Source organism: Corynebacterium sp. HMSC11D10 (genome assembly GCF_001806995.1).
In the GTDB taxonomy this organism is placed as follows: Bacteria; Actinomycetota; Actinomycetes; order Mycobacteriales; family Mycobacteriaceae; genus Corynebacterium; species Corynebacterium coyleae.
Genome location: NZ_KV787044.1, coordinates 641 through 20,681, shown reverse-complemented (window position 1 = coordinate 20,681; position 20,041 = coordinate 641). Strand labels below are relative to the sequence as shown.

The window sequence follows — 20,041 nt, the reverse complement described above, 5'->3', positions numbered from 1 at the left end:
GGGGGGGTGGGAGGGGGCGGGTGGGAGTGGGCTGGCGGTAGTGGCGGGCGGGTGGGTTTAGGGGCCGGGGAGGTAGAGGTCGTCGATAAGCCGTTGCGGAAAGAAGGAGGTCCGGCCACGGAAGTTCGACTCAGCCACCCTAGGTGGCTCAAGAACCGGCAACAGGTTCTTGGCGGTTTTGAGTTTCTCGCGGATTCGGCGCAAAACGTCGGCCTCGCTCAGGTCGAGATCCCGGGTATGGACACGCAGCACGGAATACCCCTGTTCGCGGAGCCAATCCTCGCGAACAACCTGATCCTTATAGACCTGGTCGGGGTTGGTATTGAGTTTGATACGGCCGTCGATTTCGACGATCAGATTCTCCTCGACGAGCAGGTCGACGCGATACTTGCCGATCAACACCTGCGCACGACACCGGAACCCCGCCGTTTCGATGAGGATGCGCGTGCGAGTTTCGTACGGAGACTCCGAAAGGTTCGTGGCCTTCTCCAACGCCTCGCGAGCCCGACCAATACCGCGAGTGCGCTGCATGCGCCGCATTACCGCACGGCACTCCCCCTTGATGATCTCAGTGTTAAACGAGTTATGTCTGGAAAGCAGACTCTCAAACGCAACAATGCCGTCAAGCAAATCTCCATCGCGGGCAACATCGATGGCGGTACGGATAGGGTTGGTGAAGCGAAGGTTGCCGCGAACCATAATGTCACTGTCTGCGAGGACAGTACGTTTGTACTGGTAACCGATGTCCTGTTCGCCTAGGCCCGGTGGCTTGCCGTGCTTCAGCGCAACCCCCACGACCTCTTTGTATTTGCTGACGAGCCACACGTCGCAAACCCGCGCGGCAGAGCGACTGACTAGAACGGCCTTCTTCGCTTGCGTCGAAGCGGCGCAGCAGCGGAGAAACTCCTGTTCGTAACGCCTAAGTGTGAGCCAAGTGCTCTTCTGTATGTAGATGGACTTGGTGAGCTGCTCGAGTTCGCGGTTGTTGATTTGGGTGAACGTTGTGTCGTCGCTACTCGCCACCCGACGAATATCGACGAGCAGTTCCACCAGCTCGTTTTTGCGGTCGCTGTCCATAATCCCCCCTTATGTCTGAACTAGCCCCCGCCGGGAACCTTACCCGACATGCCGGAGTTCGGTGGGCCGAATGCGCTCCGGACAGCTCCCAGACGCAAAGATGGTGAGAATACAACGGTGAAGATGCCGATTTTTGGCCATCTTCACCGTTGCATTCTCACCATTTGGGAGGGGGCGGGCGGCACCGGCGGCACCCGCCCCGCAAGCCCCTACGCGTCGCGGGACTCGAGCGCCACCAGGCCCGCGATCCAGAGCCCCACCGCCCACACGGCGAAGACCAGCAGCGATACGCCGAGGCCCCAGTGGCCGTTGGGCTGGTTGACCATGAAGGAGGTGAGGTTGCCGAAGGGCAGGAACTTGGCCACGTCGGCACCGAAGCGCGGGATGAAGCCGACGATGGTTTCTACCAGCAGCATCATGCTGATGCAGGCCACGATGGTGCCGGAGGTGTTGCGCACCAGCCAGCCGACGCCCTGGGTGAACATGGTGATCAGCGCCATGCCGAGGGGGACGGCCCAGAGGGCGCGTTGGGTGGCGGGGTTGGTGGTCCAGTTGGCGGGGACGGAGGCGGTGAGGTCGCCAAGAATGAAGGCGAGCACCAGCGCGACCAGCGCCACGATAGCGGCCAATACGGCCCCGAGCAGCACCTTCGCTACGGCGAGTTGCCAGCGTTGGGCGACGACGCGGAAGTTGGTGGCGGGGATGCCGTAGCGGTATTCGGTGGTGACGGTCATGGCGGCCTGCACGATCACGATGATGGCGATGGTGGTTGCCACGGATGCGATGACGGTCAGGGGCGCGTAGGGCATGCCGCTGGTGCGGGAGGCGTAGCCGAATAGGAGGCCGTAGAGGGCGGAGATGACCAGGGTGATGCCGGTGGTCCAGAAGAAGGATGCGGTGGTGCGCAGTTTGGTCCACTCGGCTTGGATGAGGTTATGCATTGGGGGCCTCCGCGGATACGTACTGGGCTTGATCTTGGGTGCTGTGCATGTAGGCCTCTTCGAGGGAGGCGCGGCGTTCGGTGAGTTCGGCGAGTTGGATGCCGGCTGCGAAGGCGAGGGCGCCGATGTCGTCGGAGGTGCGGTCGGCGATTTCGAGCGTTTCGCGCCCTTCACTATCGACGACGCGCCTAAACGGCACCCCACCCAACGCCGCTTCGAGCGCTTGCGTGTCTGCGGCGCGCACCACGGTGGTCACGCCGGAGTTGTTACGGATGAATTCGGCGACGGAGGTGTCGGCGACGAGGCGGCCGCGGCCGATGATGATGAGGTTGTCGGCGGTTTGGGCCATCTCGGCGAGGAGGTGGGAGGACACGAGCACGGTGCGGCCCTCCGCTGCCAGGGACTTCAGTAGGCCGCGGACCCAGCGGATGCCGGCGGGGTCGAGGCCGTTGACGGGTTCGTCGAGGATGAGGTATTCGGGGTCGCCGAGCAGTGCGGCGGCGATGCCGAGACGCTGGCCCATGCCGAGGGAGAATCCGCCGACGCGCTTGCCGGCGGCGTCGGTGAGGCCGACGAGGTCGAGGACTTCGTCGACACGCTTGCGCGCAATGCCGGCTGCCTGGGCTTGCCAGAGCAGGGTGGCGCGTGCGGACCGGTTGGGGTGGACCCCTTTGGCGTCGAGGAGGGCGCCGACTTTGCGGGTGGGGTTGGGGATGTTGCGGTAGGGGGTGCCGTCGATAAGCGAATGGCCTGAGGTGGGTTTATCCAGCCCCAGGATCATGCGCATGGTGGTGGATTTGCCGGCGCCGTTGGGGCCGAGGAAGCCGGTGACCACACCGGGTTTGACCGTGAAGGTGAGGTCATCGACGGCTTGGACGGAGCCGTAGCGCTTTGTCAGTCCTTGGACTTCAATCATGCGGTTTAGTATGCACCATCGCGCGCGCAAGCACTGTGTCTAGGGAGGCGGCGAAGGCGGGGTGCAGCGGGAAGTCGCGCAACGTGTCCAGGGGAACCCAGCGCAGTTCCTCGGATTCTTCGTTGGGGGTGGTGGGCAGGGGCTCGTCGCAAAGCGCGAGCACTGTTGTGTAGGACCAGTTGGGGAACTCCGCAGTGCGCAGCGTATCGACGACCGCCACCTCCCCGGGGTCAATCGCACACTCCTCCACTGACTCGCGGATGGCGGCCTCGGCGGGGGTTTCGTGCGAATCGATCGCGCCGCCGGGGATACCCCACGTGTCGCCCTGGGCGGTCCAGGCGGCGCGGTGTTGCAGCAGCACACGCGCGTTTTCGCCGGTCCCCGCGATAAGGAAGAGGCCAGCGGCCCCGTGAAGACCCCAGAATTTTGTGCCGTTGGGTGCGGTGACCCAGCCGTTTCCGTCGCCAAGCATGCCCCCACTGTAGGTGGAAGCGGTTATTATTGCGGAATGGTAATGCGGGCGACGGCCTCGGCTGCGGGGCTGGAGGAGACGAGCGCGGACGCATGGCTCGATGAGCTGGAGCCGCGCCGCGAACGTGCCCGCTTCTTGCAGGGGCGGCTTGTGCGGCCGATGGCGATGGGGCGCCGGGGCAAGGCGTTTCTACAGACCACGCCCGGCAAGTTGATCGTGGTGATGGTGGTGCTGACCACCTCGATGCTGGCGGCCGGGCTGTCCATGAGCCAGTCCATGTCGCTGCGCAACCAGTCGCTGGACACGGTGCTGAATGCCACGGAGCCGATGAGTGCGGCGGCGCACGTGCTGTCCACGTCGCTGCTGCGGGCGGATACGATCGCCGCGGGGTCCTACGTGCAGGCGGGGCCTATGTCGGAGGACGACATGCGCACGTATACGGCGGCGCTGGACCAGGCGGTCAGTTCCGCCTCCGAGATTTACAAGGGCGCGGTGGAGGCCGATTCTGCCTCGAGCCGGGAGATCGAGGACCTGGTGATTAACATCCAGCGCGACCTGCCCGTCTACAGCGGACTGAACGCGCGGGCGCAGGTGAACCAGCGCATGGGCAACCCGGTGGGCGTGGCGTACATGTCGCAGGCCAGCGCGATTATGCGTACGCGGATGCTGTCGGCGGCGCAGGAGATCAATACGCTCACCCGCCAGGACGTTGCCGACGAGATGCGCCGGCTATCCCAACCGCAGTGGGTGACCCTGTCCGGCTTCCTGGCGGCGCTGGGGTTCCTGTTGCTGGCGCAGTGGTGGCTGTGGCTGACGTTCCGCCGCCGTTTCAACCGTGGCTTCCTCGCCGCCACGCTGGCGCTGCTCATCGCGATCAGTTGGGCCGGGGTGTCTAACTTCCAGTCCTGGCGTTCCGGTTCCGTGGCGTACGCGCGGGCGGCGCAGCCCTGGGAGGAACTCACGGCGGCGCGCATCGACGCCCTGGAGACCCGCACCGACGAAACCTTCGCGCTGCTGCGCCGCGAAACCGCCGCCCAGTCCGCCCGCGACTTCACCGAGACCTACTCGTCGGTCGCCGGCGCGGTGCATACGGCGGAGGATTACGGCATGAGCGAGCAGCTTATCGACGACTCCCGCTCCCACCTCAACGCATGGTCCAACGAACACGCCGAACTGGTCGGGGCGCTGAACTCCGGCAGTTACGACCAGGCCGCGGCACTGCTGAGCACGCGTAGCGACGCCGACGGGGAGGCCTCCTTCCGTGGCCTCGACGGGTCCCTGGCGGAACTGATTGCGTCCTCGAGGGAGAACACGCGGCTCTACATTGCGGAGTCGTTGGACGCGACCCGGCGAGTCTCCGCCGCCGTGGCGCTACTGTCCGTGCTGGCAGTGGTGTGTATCTGGTGGGGCATCCGCCGCAGGTTGGGTGAGTACCTATGATGCGCGCTCGGTTCGGCTCGCGTGTGGTTGCGGCGTGTGCGGTGGCGGCGCTTGCGGTGCCGTCGTTGGTGGCGTGCGCCGGCGGTGAGGGGCATGAGGGGAAGGTATCGGCGACGATCGAAACGCCGTCGCCGCCCCGCGAGATGGTGCCGCTGCCGCCGGGCGCCCAGTTGGATCCGGCGGCCGGTCCCCCGGCGGACCCGTTCACGCCGGACGAGTTCGAGTGGGAGGGGTCGTTGGACCCGCGCGGGGGCGCTGGAAGTGAAGCGGACGGTGCTGAGGAGGAGGCCCCGAAGCCGAACGTGGAGCGCATCCGCCAGCGCGGCCGCATCATCGTCGGCATCGACCAGTCTTTGTACCTGCTGTCCTACCGCGACACGGACTCCGGCAAGTTGCGCGGGCTCGAGGTGGACCTGGCCCGGGCGATCGCCCACGACATCTTCGAGGATGACCAGGACCTGCGCGTCGATTTCCGCTTCGTCGATTCGGCGGCCCGCACGGAGGCGCTCAACTCGGGTGAGGTGGACATCATTATCCGGACGATGTCGATTACGCCCGAGCGGGCTGAGGTGATTGAGTTTTCTACGCCGTACCTGACGTCGTCGGTAAGAGTGCTCGTGCCCAAGGACCGCGACGTGAATAGCTTGGAGGACCTCGCGGGGCGCACCGCCTGCATCGTCGACGGCACGAACCTGCTGCGTATCGCGAAAACCTACGTGCCGGACTCGAACATTTTGCGCACCCGCTCCTGGTCGGATTGCCTGATGGCGGTGCAGCAGTTTAGGGCGGAGGCGATCGTGGCGGATGATGCGATCCTCGCCGGCCTGGCCGCGCAGGACCCCCACACGACCATTCTGGACGGCGCGTTTGCCACCCAGTACTACGGCGTCGGCGTGGCCAAGGGGCAGGACGATCTGGTGCGGCAGGTCAACGCCACCCTGGAGCGGATGCGTAACGACGGCTCCTGGTACACCCTCTACAACACCTGGCTCGGCGGGTCTATAGCTGAATCCTCACCGCCGCCGCTGCGGTACCGGAAGGAGGACAACGATGGCTAAGCCACACGACCACGACGACGTCCAGCCCACCGAGGCGGTCGCCTTCGACCCCTTCGCAGATGATGAACCAGGCACCGAAGCCGTCGCCTTCGACCCGTTCGCGGACGATGATGATCTTGACGACGACTCCGACGCCGCATACGCCGGCCTCGGCGAAATGGCCGGGCTGCTCAAAGACCTGGATAAGTTGCGTAAGGGGTCGGGGCGCGAGGATACGTCGCAACGCTCGCGCCAAGCTGCGCTGGACACCTTCCGCGAGCGCCGCGGCACCCGGCGCGCCAGCCGCATCATCGCCGACGGCATGGTGGAGCTGCCGTGGGTGGAGCCAACCGAACCACGCGAGGCGCTGATCGACCCGGAGCCAGCCGTGGTGAAGAAGGGCATTGCGCCGCCGGTGCTGCACCCCGGCGACATCGTGGCTGGCCAGTACGAGATCACCGGCGTGATCGCGCACGGCGGCATGGGCTGGATCTACCTTGCTCAGGACCACTACGTGGCCGGGCGCGTGGTGGTGCTCAAGGGCCTGCACTCCACCGACAACCCCGACGAGGCCGCGGCCGCCGAGGCGGAGCGCGAGTTCCTGGCGGACATCACCCACCCCGGGATTGTGAAAATCTTCAACTTTATCGACGACCCCCGCGTCCCCGGCGGCTTCACCGTCATGGAGTACGTGGGTGGGCCGTCGCTCCGGGCGAGAAGGAATTCGTCGCCAAGCGGAGTGCTCGAACCCGACATCGCCATCGCATACATCCTGGAAGTACTGCCCGCGCTGGATTATCTGCACTCGCGCGGGATGGTGTACAACGACCTGAAGCCCGACAACATCATTGTCACCGAAGACCAGGTCAAACTCATCGACATGGGCGCGGTGTCCGGCATCGGCGCGTACGGGTTTATTTACGGCACGAAGGGGTTCCAGGCGCCCGAGGTGGCCACGGAGGGCCCGTCGATCGCGTCCGATATTTACACGGTCGGGCGCACACTCGCCTCGCTCGTGGTGGACCTGCCGCAAACCGACGGCATCTACGACCCCGGCCTGCCCACGCCCACCGACGAGCCACTCTTCCGCCAGTACACCTCCCTGTACCGGCTGCTCGCGCGCTGCTGCAACGAAGACCCCGCCCGGCGGTTCGATAGCGTCTCCGAACTGGAAAGCCAGCTCCTCGGCGTACTACGCGAGGTCGTGGCGGTTCACGACGGCCGCACCTTCCCCGCCCAACACTCCCTCTTCTCCCCGCAGCGCCGCACCTTTGGCACCAAACACCTGGTGTTTCGCACCGACCAACTCATCGACGGCATCTCCCGCACCGTCGACATCACCCCGCAAGAAGTCGTCGCCGCACTCCCCTCCCCGCTGATCAACCGTGACGACGTCGGCGCCGCCATGCTCCAAGGCTCCTCCTACGCCGAACCGCGCGAAACCCTGGAAACCCTGCGCCAAGCCATGACCACCCCGCAATACGAACACTCCGTGGAAATCCCGTTCGGCGTGGTGCGCACCATGATCGACCTCGGCCTCACCTCCCAAGCCCGCTCCTGGCTGCTCACCCTCCAGGACCGCTTCGGCGACACCTGGCGTTTCTCGTGGTACTCCGGCGTCGTAGAAATGCTGCTCGGCGACTTCCCCACCGCCACCCGCTCCTTCTCCGAAGTGCTCAACCAACTCCCCGGCGAGGCCGCCCCCAAACTCGCACTCGCCGCCGTCTCCGAGTTGTTGCTGCAAGAGCGAGGCCTCCAAGAGCAATCGCTTATCGACGACTCCCTCGCCCGCACCGCCACCAACCTCGAACACCCCCTCTCGAACGTCCCCACCACCGTGCTTCGCGCCATGGTGGAAAACGGCCAAATGGACCCCACCTGGACCGTCACCGCCCTCGAACCCGGCGCGCTACGCTTCCACGCGATCCGGCTGTACTCCCTGGTGTGGCTCACTAACCCCACCACCGTCTCCTCCGCCTTCGGCCTCGCCCGCATGCTCATGCGGGAAGGGGAAACCGATTTGGCGTTGCGGGCCCTGGACAAGGTGCCCAACGCCTCGCGCCACTCCCGCATGGCCCAACTCACCGCCATCCTCTACCTGGTCCTACCCGTCGCAGGCACCGGCGCCGACCCCACCGAAGCGCAAATCCGGGAGGCCGCCGCCCGCCTCGACCAGATCCCCACCACCGAGCCGCGCTTCCTGCAGATCAAGACCGCCGTCCTCGACGCCGCCCTGCACTACCTGGTCACCGAAGGCTCCGCCAACACCCCCACCCTTTTCGAATACTCCTTCACCGAACGCGAAATCCGCCACGGCCTCGCCCAAACCCTGCGCGCCCAGGCCCGCGTCGCCCCCTACGCCCAGCACCGCTACGCGCTTGTGGACATGGCGAACAAGGTCCGCCCCGCCACCTGGTTCTGAGGGTGGTGGCTGGTGGGGCCGGTGGGGCCGGTCAAAAGCTAAACGGCGCATCCTACACGGCATATTTCGCTGATTTTCGACGAAATGCACCGTGTAGGATGCGCCGTTTGGGTCCACGGGCCGGGGGCCGGGGCGCGAGGCCGGGGGCCGGGCGCCCCGGCGCGTGGCTAGCGGTTCATGTACGCGGCCGCGGCACCGCCGAGGCCCAGCACCGCCAGGATCGCGATGATGATGCCGACGATCGCACCCGGCGTGGACGAGCCATCGGCACTGCCGGAGCTGCCAGAGCTGCCGGAGGCCTGCGGCTCGACGGTGGAGGTCGGTTTGGTCCCGGTCGGGGTGGTGTAGACCGTCTTGGAAGGCTTGGTTGGCCGCGGCGTGGTCGGCTTCGGGCCCAGGGAGGTGATCGCCGGGTCGCGCTGGCCGGGCAGGACCGGCAGGTTGGTGGCAGTTGGGATCGGCGGGGCCTGGGTCAGGGTCGGCTTGGACGGGTCGGGCTTGGCCAGGATGTCGCGGACCTGGTCGGCCTTCTCTGGGTTGGTTTTCTCCAGGTCGGCGATGAGGTCTTGCATGTCCTTGGCGGAGTAGTTGAGGACGGAGAAGTTGACGGTTTGGTCCTCGACAAGCAGGCCTTCCTCGTTGAAGACGCGGAACTGGATCGGCATTTCGGCTTCGTCGTAGCCGATGGTGTTGGTGATCGGTACTTCGATGGGCAGGGCTGCGTTTTCGGTCAGGGCGCCTTCGACCGGGTATTCCCTGCGGAAGTCGCCGCCGGGGTAGTTCACCTGGAGGGTGAATTTGTGCAGGTCGATGCCGAGGTTGGAGAGTTCGACGTTGACGCGGGAGTCGTAACGATTAGCCACGATGTAGGACGGGTTGTCCTTCAGGCTGAGCATGCGCAGGCCCGCCTTGCCGTTGTTGCGTTCGGCGGACAGGGCGACGAGTTGGCTCACGGAGGGGTGGGTGTGGCCGGATTCGTCGGGGTCCTCGTCGGCGACGCCGGAGGTGCCGGTGGCCTTGCGGATTTCGCCGTTGACCAGGTCGAGGTTGTCCCAGTCGGGGGCGATGCTGTAGTTGCCCTTGAAGCATTCGACGGAGCCGTCGGTGCACTTGGCCGGCAGCGGCTTTGTGCTGTCGGGCGTGGCGGTTTCTTTGGAGTAGTTGAACACGCTGAACTGGTAGAGGTAGTTCATGACCGATTCGTAGTGCGGGACGTACTCACTATCGGGGCGTTTTACTTTCGACGAGCCCGAGTGGGTCAGGCCGAGGTTGTGGCCGAACTCGTGCAGGATGGTGTTGCGGAGTTGTTCCTGCGAGGTCATGCGTTCGTTTTTGGCGATGTAGAAGGCGCCGTCGGCAAGTAGGGCGTTGCCGGAGGACGGGTTGTCTGCGGCTTGGCTGTCGCCGATGACACCGACGCGGAAGATGTTTTTGCGGTCGCCGAGCAGGCGGTCGCGGTCTTTGATCATCCTGACTGCCGGGTTTTCGCCGGCGAAGTAGTACTCCGCGTAGTCCTCGGTTGGCCCGCCGTGGGGTTCGAGGCCGGGGATGTTGTTGTAGTAGACGCCGGCGTCGATGTGCAGGTTGTAGCCCTCTTTGTCGAAGAGGTCGACGAGGTCGTTCAGCGTTTGGCGCGAGGGGCGGTACACGTTGGTGTTCGCATTGGCGCATTCCTGGAACTTGTCAAAGTCTTCTTCGGTGGGCGCGTACTTGCGTTTGTCGGAGCAGCCCAGGGATTCCCATTCGGATTTCATCCAGTTGAGCTGGAGGAACAGGTCCGGGCGCGTGGGGTCGGCGCCCCAGCGGTGGAGCGGGAATTCTTTGCCGTCGGCGGAGGTGAAGCCGTTGCGTTCCCATTCGTCGGGGAAGCCGTCGCCGTCGGTGTCTTTTAGCGCTTCGCTGGCGGTGCCTTGGAAGGTGACGGTGGCTTCGAGGGTTTCGCCTGGTGCGACGGTGTTTTCCCATTTGCCGGTTTGGAAGCGGCTGGCGTTGTTGGCGCCGGCGAGCGCGTTGTTGAGGGTGTCGCCGGTTGCGGTGGTGGTGGGGTCGTCGAAAAGCGTGTGCACGTTGTAGCGTCCGCCGACGGAGACCTCGTACCCGTTGTTTTTGGGGGTGGCGGTGAGTTCGTAGTCGTAGGACATCATGCCTGCGGTGAGGTCGATGGCCAGGGGGCTCGGTGCGTCGGTGACGTTGCGTGCGACGACGTTGACGGTGACTTCTTTGGCGGTGACGGTGAAGGTGCGGGTGAGCTCGACGCCGTTTTTGGTGTGCGTGAGCGTGATGGTGTCTACGCCGTTTTTGCTGGAGGTTTTGACGTCGGTGTCGTTGCCGACGTATTGGACGCGGGTGCCGTCGTTAAACGCGTCGATGTAGAGGGCGGTGGGCAGGCTGCCGTAGGTGGGGTTGTTGTAGGTCAGCCAGCTGACGCGGCCCTTGTTGGCTTCGACGGTTTGGAAGCCTTCGAACGCACCGGTTTTCGCGTCGACGGAGAAGGGACGCGTCTGTTCAATGACGGCGTCTGCCTGTATTGGCACTACGAGCCCTGCACCGAGGCTCGCGGCAACCGCGGCGGCGGCGACTTTCTTGTGTACTCGCATGTTCTCCTACTTCCACCAGACTAGGAATTGTTGGTAAAACTCTCGGTTTTCGTACAGGGCGTAGTTGGCTGCCCCGATGAGGCCGAGGATGGCAAGCAGCCCGGCGATCCAGCCTATCGCGTGGGTGTCTACGGAGCTACTGCTTGTCGACGACTCCACCGCTCGTGTCGCCTCCACCGTCACCGTGAACTTGCCACGGGACCCGTCGAGGTATTCGACGAACACCGGCACGGCCTTCGCATGGCCCTCCGCGCCTGCGGGGATACTGGCGGTGAGTTCGCCGGTGGCGTGGTCGATGCCGAAGGTCCAGCCGTCGGATTCGGTTTGGCCGAGCGAGAACGGGTGGTCGATGGCGGTCTCCGGGCGCGTCAGGGCGAAGCGGGAGGTCTCGCCAGCGGTGCCTTTGACCAGCATGTTCTCCAGCTTCGCGTCTTTGGCCAGGGTGGTTGCACCGTTGGCGGTGAGCACCTGGACGGGTGCGGAGGTGAACAGTTCCGAGCCGTCGCTGAAGCTAATACGCACGGGCACCTCGCGGATGCCGGGCAGGGTATCTGGGGTGGCCTTGACGGTGAGCACGCCGTTTTCCGGGTCGATGGCGGTGTGCAGCCCCTCCACCGGGGTGACCAGGGAGAAGGATCCCTTGTGCTTGGTGGGGGTCAGTACACGTTCCGCGCCTGCGCGGACGTTGCCGCCGAGGTATTCGATGCCGGTGAGGGCGGCCTCGCCACGCACGGCGGTGGCCGGGACCTCGACGATGCGTTGGGAGCCGTCCGTGAACGTGACCACGATCGGGATCAGGGTGGCCAGCGCGTTGCTCCTCGCCGCCATGCCGCCGTCGATGGCGGCGGTGATGGCGCCGGTGGTTTCGTCGACATGGACGCGCCAGCCGGGCTCGCTAAACGACGCCGCCAGCCCGTACCGCGCCCCCTCCGGTGCAGCGGTGGGCAGTTTGGTGGTCGGATCGCCGCCCTCGGTGAGTTTCAGCGGCGCCCACGACACGGCCTTGCCTTTGGCTTCGGAGCGGGTGGTCACCGGTACGACGACTTCCTGGGTGGAGCCGTCCGGCAGTGTCAGTTTGATCGGTACGTCGAAGGGTGCGTCGGCCGGTGCGTCGGTTGGCACCTTGATCGTGATCTCACCGGTGTTCTCGTCAAGCTCTACCGGCAGCGTGGTCAGGCCGTCTGCCTCGAACTTCGTGCCTTCCGGCACCGAGCCGGTGGGGGTGATCCTGATGTTGCCTTCGGCGTCGAATACCGGCTTGTACTCCAGGCTGCGGACGCCGTCGGCGAGGGTGGAGCCGGTGAGGGCGTCGATACGCACGGTGGCAGCCTCGCCGCCTTCGCGGTTGGCGCTGGGCTCGTCTTCGCTCGGCGGCACGTCGTCGATGGTGCCGTCCGAGTACAGCGCGCGGACCTGCACCTCGATCGGCTTGGCGTTGTCCTTCGGCGCGGTCGCGCGAATCAGGCCGGAATCCAGGTCGACGGCAACATCCCAACCGTTGAGTTCGGTGTGCGGGGTGGCCAGCACGTACTCCGCATCCTCAGGCATCTTGCCAATCTGGCGGATCAACACCGTCTTGCCCGGCTGCGCGCCCTTGTTCTGCTCGTAGGCGGGTTGGTAGGTGACGTTGTGCGGGGCGGGGTCCACGATGAACTTCGCATAACGCTCCGCGATGGTGTCATCCGGGAATGTGATCCGCACGCGGACGTCGAAGTTTTCGGTGCGTGGCTTTGTCACCGTGATCACGCCGGTGGCCTTGTCCATTTCAAGGCCCGTGGAATCACCCAGAATCTCGAACTTCGTGCCGGCAGGCAGCGGCTGGTTGCGGTAGCTGCGGCCGCCCTCGTTCAGCGTCGCGGTCGGTGCGCTGTTGTTGCCGGTCTCGCCGTAGCGCAGGTAGCCCGGGCGGTACTCGGGCCAGTAGCGGGAGGCGTCGGTGTTCGGGGGTTGGACGTCGATGGTGACGGTGCTGCGCGTGCCGTCGTCGGTAATCACGCCAAACTTGTACTCCCCCGGCGCCAGGTCGCGCGGCGGGACCGCCTTGATCACGCCGTCGACGCCAACGGTAACCCACTCGGGCGCATCCTCGGCGGCGCGGATGCCCATGCTTGTCGACGGCACCCTCGACGGCGCCGCCTCTACATCCTCACCAGCGCGCACCGTGATTGGATGCCACGCGAAGCCGTCGGCCACGGACACCGAGATCTCAAGGTGCTCCTCCAACAACCTGTCGTCTTCGGTGATGACCTCCACGACCACGTCGTAGTCGCCCGGCTCCTTGGGGGTACCGGTGATGACGCTGTTTTCCTCGTCGTAAATCACACCGTCCGGCAGGCCCTGGACGTCCACGGAGGAGGCGTTTTCGGTGTCGACGGGGATCTCCAACTTCTCACCGGGCCGGACGGTGCCGTCCGGCGGGGTGGTCAGCTTCTCCCGGACAGGCTCAGGAAGCTCCGAGGTGTCCTTGACGGTGATAGTGAACATGGAGGTGACGACGTTGCCTGCGGTATCAACGAGCGGACTGCCGTCCTCGCCCAGCACGCGCGCAGTGACGTTGTAGGTGCCCGGGGTGGTCGGGGCGCCCTTGAGGTACACGTTCTGGAAACGGCCCTTGGCGCGGGAGGTGTCGGCGGTGATGCCTTCGGGGAGGGTGGAGTCGTCGATAGTCAATGTGGCGCCATCGGGAACCCGCAGCGCGCGAACGGGGACCGGCTTGATGCGCTTGTGCGCCCAGAAGGTGCGGTCCTCGACCCGCATGAAGTACGGGTCCGCAGAAAGCACGATGTCGAACGGCACGATCTTGTGGTCGCCGTCCTTGTACACCGCCATGATGTTGATGGTCTCTTCATCCGGCAGCTCTTCAGCCTTGGACGGATCCGGGGTGATGGTCACGGTGCCCGAATCGCCGTCGATCTCAGCACCCCAGGCCGGGTTGACGGCATCGGGATGTTCAAAGCGGTAGTGCACCGGCTTGTTGATGTATGACTCGAGGAAACCGAGCACCACCTCCGTGGAGGTGGTTTGGCCAAGGCGCACCTTAGCCGCTGGGTAGGAGACGCCGGACCAGCCCTCGTCGACCTCGGGGGGATCCACCGGGTCTGCAACCGGCTCCGGTGCGGGTTCCGTGGCTTCCGTGGGTTCCGTAGTTTCGGCCGCCTGCACCGGCTGCACCGCGCCTGCGATGAGCGACAGGCCGATGGCACATGCTGCGATTGAGGTTCCACGTCGGCGCACACTGGAAACGTTGCGGTGCTGCTCGGCCATCTGCCCATCCCCTTTGACGGTATGTTCAGCCCGCAATGCGGGCGTTGTTACTACACGTCAATATATCGGCTTAGGGTAAGTTGTTACAACATTTTGCTTTTATACCCGTGCGGCGACGGCGGCGGCCTTCTGCGCGATGGCCAACTCCTCGTTGGTAGGCACGACGAGAACCTTCACGGTGGAGTCGTCGGTGGAGATGATGCGTGGGCCGTCGTTAGGCAAATCGTTCTTCGCCGGATCGATCTCGATGCCGTAGTGCTTCAGGTTGTCCAGCGAATCCATGCGAACAAACTTATCGTTCTCGCCAACACCGGCGGTGAACGTAATCGCGTCCACGCGGCCAAGCGCGATCATGTAGGAACCGATGAAGCGGCGCAGCTGGTTAAGGTACACGTTGTAGGCCAACCAGGCGTTTTCGTCCTCGTTTTCGATCATGGCGCGCAGTTCGCGGAAGTCGTTCACACCCGACAGGCCCTTGACGCCGGATTGGCGGTTGAGGAGGTTGTCGATCTCGTCGATAGTCATGCCACTTTGACGCACCAGGTGGAAGATGATGCCCGGGTCGATATCGCCGGAGCGGGTACCCATGACCAGGCCGGCCAGCGGCGTCATGCCCATGGAGGTGTCGATCGGGTGGCCGTTGGCAACCGCGGAAGCGGAAGCGCCGTTGCCCAGGTGGAGCACGATCTGACGGGTGTGCGCCGGGTCGCGGCCGATGAGTTCCGGCACCTGGGAGGACACGAACTCGTGTGAGGTGCCGTGGAAGCCGTAGCGGCGGATCAGGTTGCGCTCGGAGACCTCAGCGTTGATGGCGTACAGCGCGGCGGCCGGGGGCAGGTCGCGGAAGAAGCCGGTGTCGAACACGGCGACGTGCGGGATGTCCGGCAGCAACTCGCGGGCGACCTCGATGCCGTCGATGTTGGCCGGGTTGTGCAGCGGCGCCAGCGGGATGAGGTCCCGGATCATGTCGACGACCGGGTCCAGGATCAGCTCCGGCTCGGAGAACACCATGCCGCCGTGGACGACACGGTGGCCTGCGGCGACGATGTCGAGTTGGGTCGGGCCGACGCCTTTGGCGTCGAGAAGTTTGAACGTCTCCTGCAAACCGGACGCGTGAGAGGGCACGGCCTTTTGCACGACGTGTTTCTGGCCGTCGTACTTGATGGTGATGCGGCCCTGGGGCTCACCGATCTGCTCGACAAGACCCGAGACGAACGGGTCCGCCGATGCGTCGGAGGTCGGGTCGACGATCTGGAACTTGATCGAGGACGAGCCGGAGTTGATAACCAGTACGTAAGACATTTACTTCGCCCCTGCCTGAATCGCGGTAATAGCTACGGTGTTCACGATATCTGGCACGGTGGCGCCGCGGGACAAATCGTTGACCGGTTTATTCAGACCCTGCAGCACCGGGCCGACGGCGAGGGCGCCAGCGGTGCGCTGAGCGATCTTGTAGCCCGCGTTGCCGGCCTCTAGGTCGGGGAAGATGAACACGTTGGCCTGGCCTGCTACCGGGGAGTCGGGGGCCTTCTTCGCGCCCACGCCCGGGTCGCAGGCGGCGTCGAACTGCAGCGGGCCGTCGATGGCAACGTCCGGGGCGAGTTCCTTCGCTTTCGCGGTGGCCTCAACGGCGCGCTCCACGTCCGGGCCCGCACCGGAGGTGCCGGTGGAGTAGGACAGGATGGCCACCTTCGGGTCGATGCCGAACTGGGCGGCGGTCTTGGCGGACACGGCGGCGATCTCGCCGATCTGCTCGGCGGTCGGGTTCGGGTTCACGGCGCAGTCGCCGAACGCCCAGAGGCGGTCCTGCATGACCATGAGGAAGATCGAGGACACCACGGACGCACCCGGGGCGGTTTTGATGATCTGGAACGACGGCTTAATCGTGTGCGCGGTGGTGTGCGCGGCGCCGGAGACCATGCCGTCTGCCAGGCCCTTGTGCACCATCATGGTGCCAAAGTAGGAGACGTCCTTCATGGTCTCGCGGGCCTCTTCGAGCGTCACGCCCTTCTTCTTGCGCAGCTCCGCAAAGTCGGCGGCGAACTCCTCAAGCAGATCGGATTCGAGGTGGTTGACCAGGTGTGCACCGCTTAAGTCCAGGCCGAGGTCGGTGGCGCGGCGGTTCATATCGTCAACATCGCCAAGAATCGTGATCTCCGCAATTTCCTGGCGCAGCAGCTGATCCGCCGCCTGCAGAATGCGGTCGTCTTCACCCTCCGGCAGCACCACATGGGAGCCTGCGGCCTTGGCCTGCTCCAGCAGCTGATGCTCGAACACGATCGGGCTCATGACCTGCTTGGCCTCGACAGCGGCGGGCTCGAAGGTGTCCACTTCGCCACCGCTAATCGACGACACCACAACCGCCCCGAACTCCTCCACGCGGCGCTTGGCCAGGGTGGCGGTGGTGTCGTCGCCAGTAATCAGCACCACGGGCACACCAAGCGCTGCGGCGAGCTCGGCGTCAAAGTTGTAGTCACCAGTGCCCTGGATTAGCTTCGCGTCGCCGAACAGTGCGCCGGAGTTGAAGATCTCGGCCACACTGTCGCCTTCGGCGCGCACCAGCTCCAGGCCGAGACGGCCGGCGAGCTGTTGCAGATCCACACCCTCGAAGGTGCGGTTTGCAAGGGTTACAAGCAGGGTCTGGGACATTGTCTCACCTTTCGTTGTGGGGCAAACAGTGCATAGTTTACCGGCACCGCCGACACGGCGAGACACTATATGGTGTGACCTACATCTTCTTCATGGCGCGCGCCGCGTCGTCGGTACGCACACGCGCCTCCGCGGCCGAATCCGCGGTGGAAAGAATCAACACATCCGGGCCGAACATGCGCACCGTGGTCTCCTCCACCTCCATCGCGGCGGCGATAGCCTCCAGCGAGAGTGTCACGCCCGGCAGGAAGCGCACGGCACCGGGGCTGACCAGCGTCGAATCGATGGGCAACTCCTGCGTCGCACGCGCCTGCAGATCAAACTGGTTGACGCGTTGCGTGGCAAGCGTGACCAACCCATCACGGCTCGGGCGTGGGGTGACTTGGGAGAAATAGACATCGTCGCCAGAGACAAACAGCTCAATGGAGTACACGCCGCAACTTGCAAGCCCACCCATGATGCGCGCGGCAATCGAGCGCGCGTTGTCCATCGCGGCCTCCGGCATCGGCGCAGGCTGCCACGCCTCCACCAGTTTGCCCTCGCGGTGGCGGGTGCCGATCGGCTCGCAGAACCACGTAGCCAACTCGCCCGTGTTCGGGTCTATGGAGCGCGCCGCGAGGATCGTGGCCTCAAAGTCAAAGTCGATGTAGCGCTCCACCACCACACCGTCACCCTCCCCTTCCGAGGCGATACTCCAGGCCTCCGCAAGGTCGGCGTTGCTGTGCACCGTGGAAAATCCCTGCCCGTCGCGGGATTTCGGCGACTTCACCACACACGGAAACCCGAGGCGCTCTACCGCGTCCTGCATTTCCTGCGGCGTGGTCACAAACTCACAATCCAGCGTGGGCAAACCCAGTTCCTCACTGGCCTGGGTGCGCACCGCCATGCGGTCCGCAGTACGACGGCATGCGCTTGTCGACGGCGCCACCGCCGCCCCGGCAGCCTCCGCCGCCACCTCAACCTCTTCGAGCGTGTCCGGCGAATCCCCCGTGGTCACAATAATGTCCGGGTGGAACTGATCAGCCAGCGACACAGCACCAACCTGAGTCTCAAACCCGAGGCGCTGGTAAGCCTGCTCAAGCTCGCGGGCCATCGGCGACGTGCCAAGAATCAGCGCGCGACGCTGTGCAGAAGATGGAACAGTCATAGCGTCAGATTGTCCCACACTTATATGTCACGCAGGTAGCCAAGAGTCTCGGCTATGCTCAGGGACAGAGGCGGCGCCCTCGCCAGATTATCTGGGGACAGCGACGCGCCCGGTCCCCGTCGTGCTGCTGGCCGGCGGGGCTTTCATACCCCCTCATTACACTCAAGGTCCAGCCGAGGGAATCGCCATACAGGCGCAACCGCGGGAGCTCTCCGAACAACCCGATGCCCACGTAGGCGATGTAGTCCTCATCCAAGGTATATTCATCGAGGACACAGGTGCAGACTTGGAAGTCCAGGCGGATGAAATCACCCCAGCCGAAACAGCCTCTTAATCGTTGCGACTATGCGACGTGAAGAATCATCTAGCTTGGAACGAGCCCACAACAGCAGATACATCCCACTGTTGCACCCACGCAAATGAATAGCCAGTCCGTCAACATTCGACTGGCTCCAACATTCGCATCCACTAAAACACGCTGAACCACAAGGGTATTGCTATCGCCTTAGATTCCAAGCCTGGAGATCAGTCATCAATCGGACCGAACTCCCGGACCTCGAAGGAACGAAGTTCTTCAAATGCGTCATTCCGTTTCTTCTCCAAACCTCGTTTGAAATCGAGAACATCATCCCGGTTAAAGCGAGTATGCGTACCGACTTTAAAACTATCGACCTTGCCCTCCTTCGCCCACTTCATCAGGGTTGGCCGAGACACACCGAGGATTTCCGCTGCTGACGTGCTGGTGAGCTCCGCAGGCATTCGCATGATTGCGACCCCACCGTTTTCAATTATGGATTGCAGCGCGGCAAGCACGGTCTTCTGGACATCCTTCGGCAGATCAACCTCGTCACCGTCCGGACCATGGATTGCAATGTCTGCCCCATCCGGGATCTGCAGCACCCCGAAAGACGCCGTCTCCTCGGCAGTGAGAACAATGGAGTTCGACGGCGAAAGTGCGATAGCCATTTGAGCCTCCTTTTAAGTATGCACTGCACAATATCGCCTTTCACTTATAAGTGCAATGCAGCTAGTTCGCTCCAGGCAAACTCGAGACAAACGCCGTTGCCCCGCCCACCGGGTTGGTGAGCGGGGCAACGGCGTTTCGAGGAAGGTGCCTTCAAAGAAGGCGTGTGGCTACCGAATTAGTTCTTCGGTTCTGCCTTCTGCGTCGTAGCAGGTGCCTTCTCCTCCTTGGAAGAGCCGGCGTAGGTCTTGCCGGAAGAACCCTTCAGTTCCAGGTCCTTCACGGAAGAGCCACCACCTGGGGTGCAGTTGTCGTAGATGATCGTGCCGGCGAGGATACCAGCGGCGATCAGAGCCAGACCACCGGCGACCGTCGCAATGTCGGTGCCGTACTGCCCCAGCTGCTTGTTCAGACCCTCAACCTGTGCAGCGAGCTGCGGGTTGAAGATGCCCAGCTGCTGCTGCAGCTGCGTGTTGGCGTTCTGGATCTGTGCGTTCGCCTGTGCGGCGAAATCGGACAGACCCGGGATCTCGATCTGGGTTGCCAGACCAAGCGGCAGCAGCGCGATCAGCGGCAGGCCGAACCCGACAGAGGTTGCGACACACTTGCCGGTGTCGATGGTTTCACCGATCTGGATCTTGAAGCGGCCGATCTCCTTGCCGTCTTCCTTAACGACGACCCAAGCCTCACCGGCCGGGGTGCCCTCCGGGACGGAGACAATGATGTTGCCATCCTTGTCGATCTTCACCTCGGCGCCCTTGATCCGGTTGCCATCCTTATCGACGAGCTCGCCAGTCAGTTCACCCTTCTTGTCAGAGTTGCCCTGATCAACCTTGCCAACGTTCTGGCCCTTGCCGTTCGGCGTAACCGTGCTCTTGCCCGGGGAGACAGTGGTCTCGTCGTCGGAAGCGTTGGAACCGTTGTCGTCGCGACCCTTCTCGTGGCCGTTGACGTCGATCTCGACCTCGGTCTTGCCGCCGTCCAGGTCCGGATCCTCGATGGTCACCGTGATCGGGCCATCGACGTCCTTACCCGGGGTGACAACGATCTCGCCGGTGTTCGGATCGATTTCGACAGGGATATCCTTGCCGTCCTCATCCTTAGCGGAGACCTTG

14 protein-coding genes are annotated in these 20,041 nt (G+C 64.2%); 3 read left to right on the top strand and 11 right to left on the bottom strand.

Annotated features, from left to right (window positions below; all coding sequences use genetic code 11):
* Positions 1 to 57: 57 nt before the first annotated feature.
* From HMPREF3120_RS04730 to HMPREF3120_RS04715, 4 genes are all read right to left on the bottom strand, one after another.
* On the bottom strand, positions 58 to 1,077 hold the full coding sequence (locus tag HMPREF3120_RS04730) for an endonuclease domain-containing protein (RefSeq protein WP_070451095.1): 1,020 nt from the start codon (positions 1,075 to 1,077) through the stop codon (positions 58 to 60).
* A 209-nt stretch (positions 1,078 to 1,286) separates the two neighbouring features.
* The gene (locus tag HMPREF3120_RS04725) at positions 1,287 to 2,018 is read right to left on the bottom strand and encodes an ABC transporter permease (RefSeq protein ID WP_070451094.1); all 732 of its coding nucleotides are present in this window, start codon (positions 2,016 to 2,018) and stop codon (positions 1,287 to 1,289) included.
* A complete protein-coding gene (locus HMPREF3120_RS04720; protein ID WP_070451093.1) occupies positions 2,011 to 2,934 on the bottom strand; it encodes an ABC transporter ATP-binding protein in 924 nt (307 codons plus the stop codon). The genes HMPREF3120_RS04725 and HMPREF3120_RS04720 overlap by 8 nt, the downstream gene beginning before the upstream one ends.
* On the bottom strand, positions 2,927 to 3,406 hold the full coding sequence (locus HMPREF3120_RS04715; protein WP_070422437.1) for an NUDIX hydrolase: 480 nt from the start codon (positions 3,404 to 3,406) through the stop codon (positions 2,927 to 2,929). Before HMPREF3120_RS04715 ends, HMPREF3120_RS04720 begins: the two co-directional genes overlap by 8 nt.
* A 42-nt stretch (positions 3,407 to 3,448) precedes the next feature.
* On the opposite strand from HMPREF3120_RS04715, the gene HMPREF3120_RS04710 reads away from it, so the two are divergent.
* The 3 genes from HMPREF3120_RS04710 to HMPREF3120_RS04700 are packed head-to-tail and all read left to right on the top strand — an operon-like array spanning position 3,449 to position 8,305.
* Positions 3,449 to 4,846 (top strand): hypothetical protein, encoded by a 1,398-nt coding sequence (locus HMPREF3120_RS04710; RefSeq protein ID WP_083284778.1) that lies wholly within the window; start codon positions 3,449 to 3,451, stop codon positions 4,844 to 4,846.
* Entirely contained in the window at positions 4,843 to 5,904 is a 1,062-nt protein-coding gene (locus HMPREF3120_RS04705) for a glutamate ABC transporter substrate-binding protein (RefSeq protein WP_246815415.1), read from the top strand. The genes HMPREF3120_RS04710 and HMPREF3120_RS04705 overlap by 4 nt, the downstream gene beginning before the upstream one ends.
* Positions 5,897 to 8,305, top strand: a complete 2,409-nt coding sequence (locus HMPREF3120_RS04700) for a serine/threonine protein kinase (protein ID WP_070451091.1) — start codon at positions 5,897 to 5,899, stop codon at positions 8,303 to 8,305. The genes HMPREF3120_RS04705 and HMPREF3120_RS04700 overlap by 8 nt, the downstream gene beginning before the upstream one ends.
* 167 nt (positions 8,306 to 8,472) lie before the next feature.
* On the opposite strand, the gene HMPREF3120_RS04695 is transcribed toward HMPREF3120_RS04700, so the two are convergent.
* From HMPREF3120_RS04695 to HMPREF3120_RS04660, 7 genes are all read right to left on the bottom strand, one after another.
* Positions 8,473 to 10,902, bottom strand: a complete 2,430-nt coding sequence (locus tag HMPREF3120_RS04695) for a hypothetical protein (RefSeq protein WP_070451090.1) — start codon at positions 10,900 to 10,902, stop codon at positions 8,473 to 8,475.
* 6 nt (positions 10,903 to 10,908) lie between these two features.
* Positions 10,909 to 14,166, bottom strand: coding sequence for a YPDG domain-containing protein (locus tag HMPREF3120_RS04690; RefSeq protein ID WP_070451089.1), 3,258 nt, complete (start codon positions 14,164 to 14,166; stop codon positions 10,909 to 10,911).
* Between the two features lie 99 nt (positions 14,167 to 14,265).
* A complete protein-coding gene (locus HMPREF3120_RS04685) occupies positions 14,266 to 15,468 on the bottom strand; it encodes an acetate kinase (RefSeq protein WP_070451088.1) in 1,203 nt (400 codons plus the stop codon).
* The gene (gene pta / locus HMPREF3120_RS04680; RefSeq protein ID WP_070451087.1) at positions 15,469 to 16,815 is read right to left on the bottom strand and encodes a phosphate acetyltransferase; all 1,347 of its coding nucleotides are present in this window, start codon (positions 16,813 to 16,815) and stop codon (positions 15,469 to 15,471) included.
* A gap of 79 nt (positions 16,816 to 16,894) precedes the next feature.
* Entirely contained in the window at positions 16,895 to 17,962 is a 1,068-nt protein-coding gene (locus tag HMPREF3120_RS04675) for an ATP-grasp domain-containing protein (protein ID WP_070451086.1), read from the bottom strand.
* A gap of 525 nt (positions 17,963 to 18,487) precedes the next feature.
* A complete protein-coding gene (locus HMPREF3120_RS04665; protein WP_070451084.1) occupies positions 18,488 to 18,928 on the bottom strand; it encodes a helix-turn-helix domain-containing protein in 441 nt (146 codons plus the stop codon).
* Between the two features lie 176 nt (positions 18,929 to 19,104).
* Positions 19,105 to 20,041, bottom strand: a 937-nt coding sequence (locus tag HMPREF3120_RS04660; protein ID WP_168156404.1) for a hypothetical protein, incomplete at its 5' end; no start/stop codon positions are given.

What these genes read in the sequence shown, in the direction of transcription:
- HMPREF3120_RS04730 (WP_070451095.1), bottom strand. Translation starts at nt 1,077, where the DNA reads ATGGACAGCGACCGCAAAAACGAGCTGGTGGAACTGCTCGTCGATATT.
- HMPREF3120_RS04725 (WP_070451094.1), bottom strand. Translation starts at nt 2,018, where the DNA reads ATGCATAACCTCATCCAAGCCGAGTGGACCAAACTGCGCACCACCGCA.
- HMPREF3120_RS04720 (WP_070451093.1), bottom strand. Translation starts at nt 2,934, where the DNA reads ATGATTGAAGTCCAAGGACTGACAAAGCGCTACGGCTCCGTCCAAGCC.
- HMPREF3120_RS04715 (WP_070422437.1), bottom strand. Translation starts at nt 3,406, where the DNA reads ATGCTTGGCGACGGAAACGGCTGGGTCACCGCACCCAACGGCACAAAA.
- HMPREF3120_RS04710 (WP_083284778.1), top strand. Translation starts at nt 3,449, where the DNA reads ATGCGGGCGACGGCCTCGGCTGCGGGGCTGGAGGAGACGAGCGCGGAC.
- HMPREF3120_RS04705 (WP_246815415.1), top strand. Translation starts at nt 4,843, where the DNA reads ATGATGCGCGCTCGGTTCGGCTCGCGTGTGGTTGCGGCGTGTGCGGTG.
- HMPREF3120_RS04700 (WP_070451091.1), top strand. Translation starts at nt 5,897, where the DNA reads ATGGCTAAGCCACACGACCACGACGACGTCCAGCCCACCGAGGCGGTC.
- HMPREF3120_RS04695 (WP_070451090.1), bottom strand. Translation starts at nt 10,902, where the DNA reads ATGCGAGTACACAAGAAAGTCGCCGCCGCCGCGGTTGCCGCGAGCCTC.
- HMPREF3120_RS04690 (WP_070451089.1), bottom strand. Translation starts at nt 14,166, where the DNA reads ATGGCCGAGCAGCACCGCAACGTTTCCAGTGTGCGCCGACGTGGAACC.
- HMPREF3120_RS04685 (WP_070451088.1), bottom strand. Translation starts at nt 15,468, where the DNA reads ATGTCTTACGTACTGGTTATCAACTCCGGCTCGTCCTCGATCAAGTTC.
- pta (WP_070451087.1), bottom strand. Translation starts at nt 16,815, where the DNA reads ATGTCCCAGACCCTGCTTGTAACCCTTGCAAACCGCACCTTCGAGGGT.
- HMPREF3120_RS04675 (WP_070451086.1), bottom strand. Translation starts at nt 17,962, where the DNA reads ATGACTGTTCCATCTTCTGCACAGCGTCGCGCGCTGATTCTTGGCACG.
- HMPREF3120_RS04665 (WP_070451084.1), bottom strand. Translation starts at nt 18,928, where the DNA reads ATGGCTATCGCACTTTCGCCGTCGAACTCCATTGTTCTCACTGCCGAG.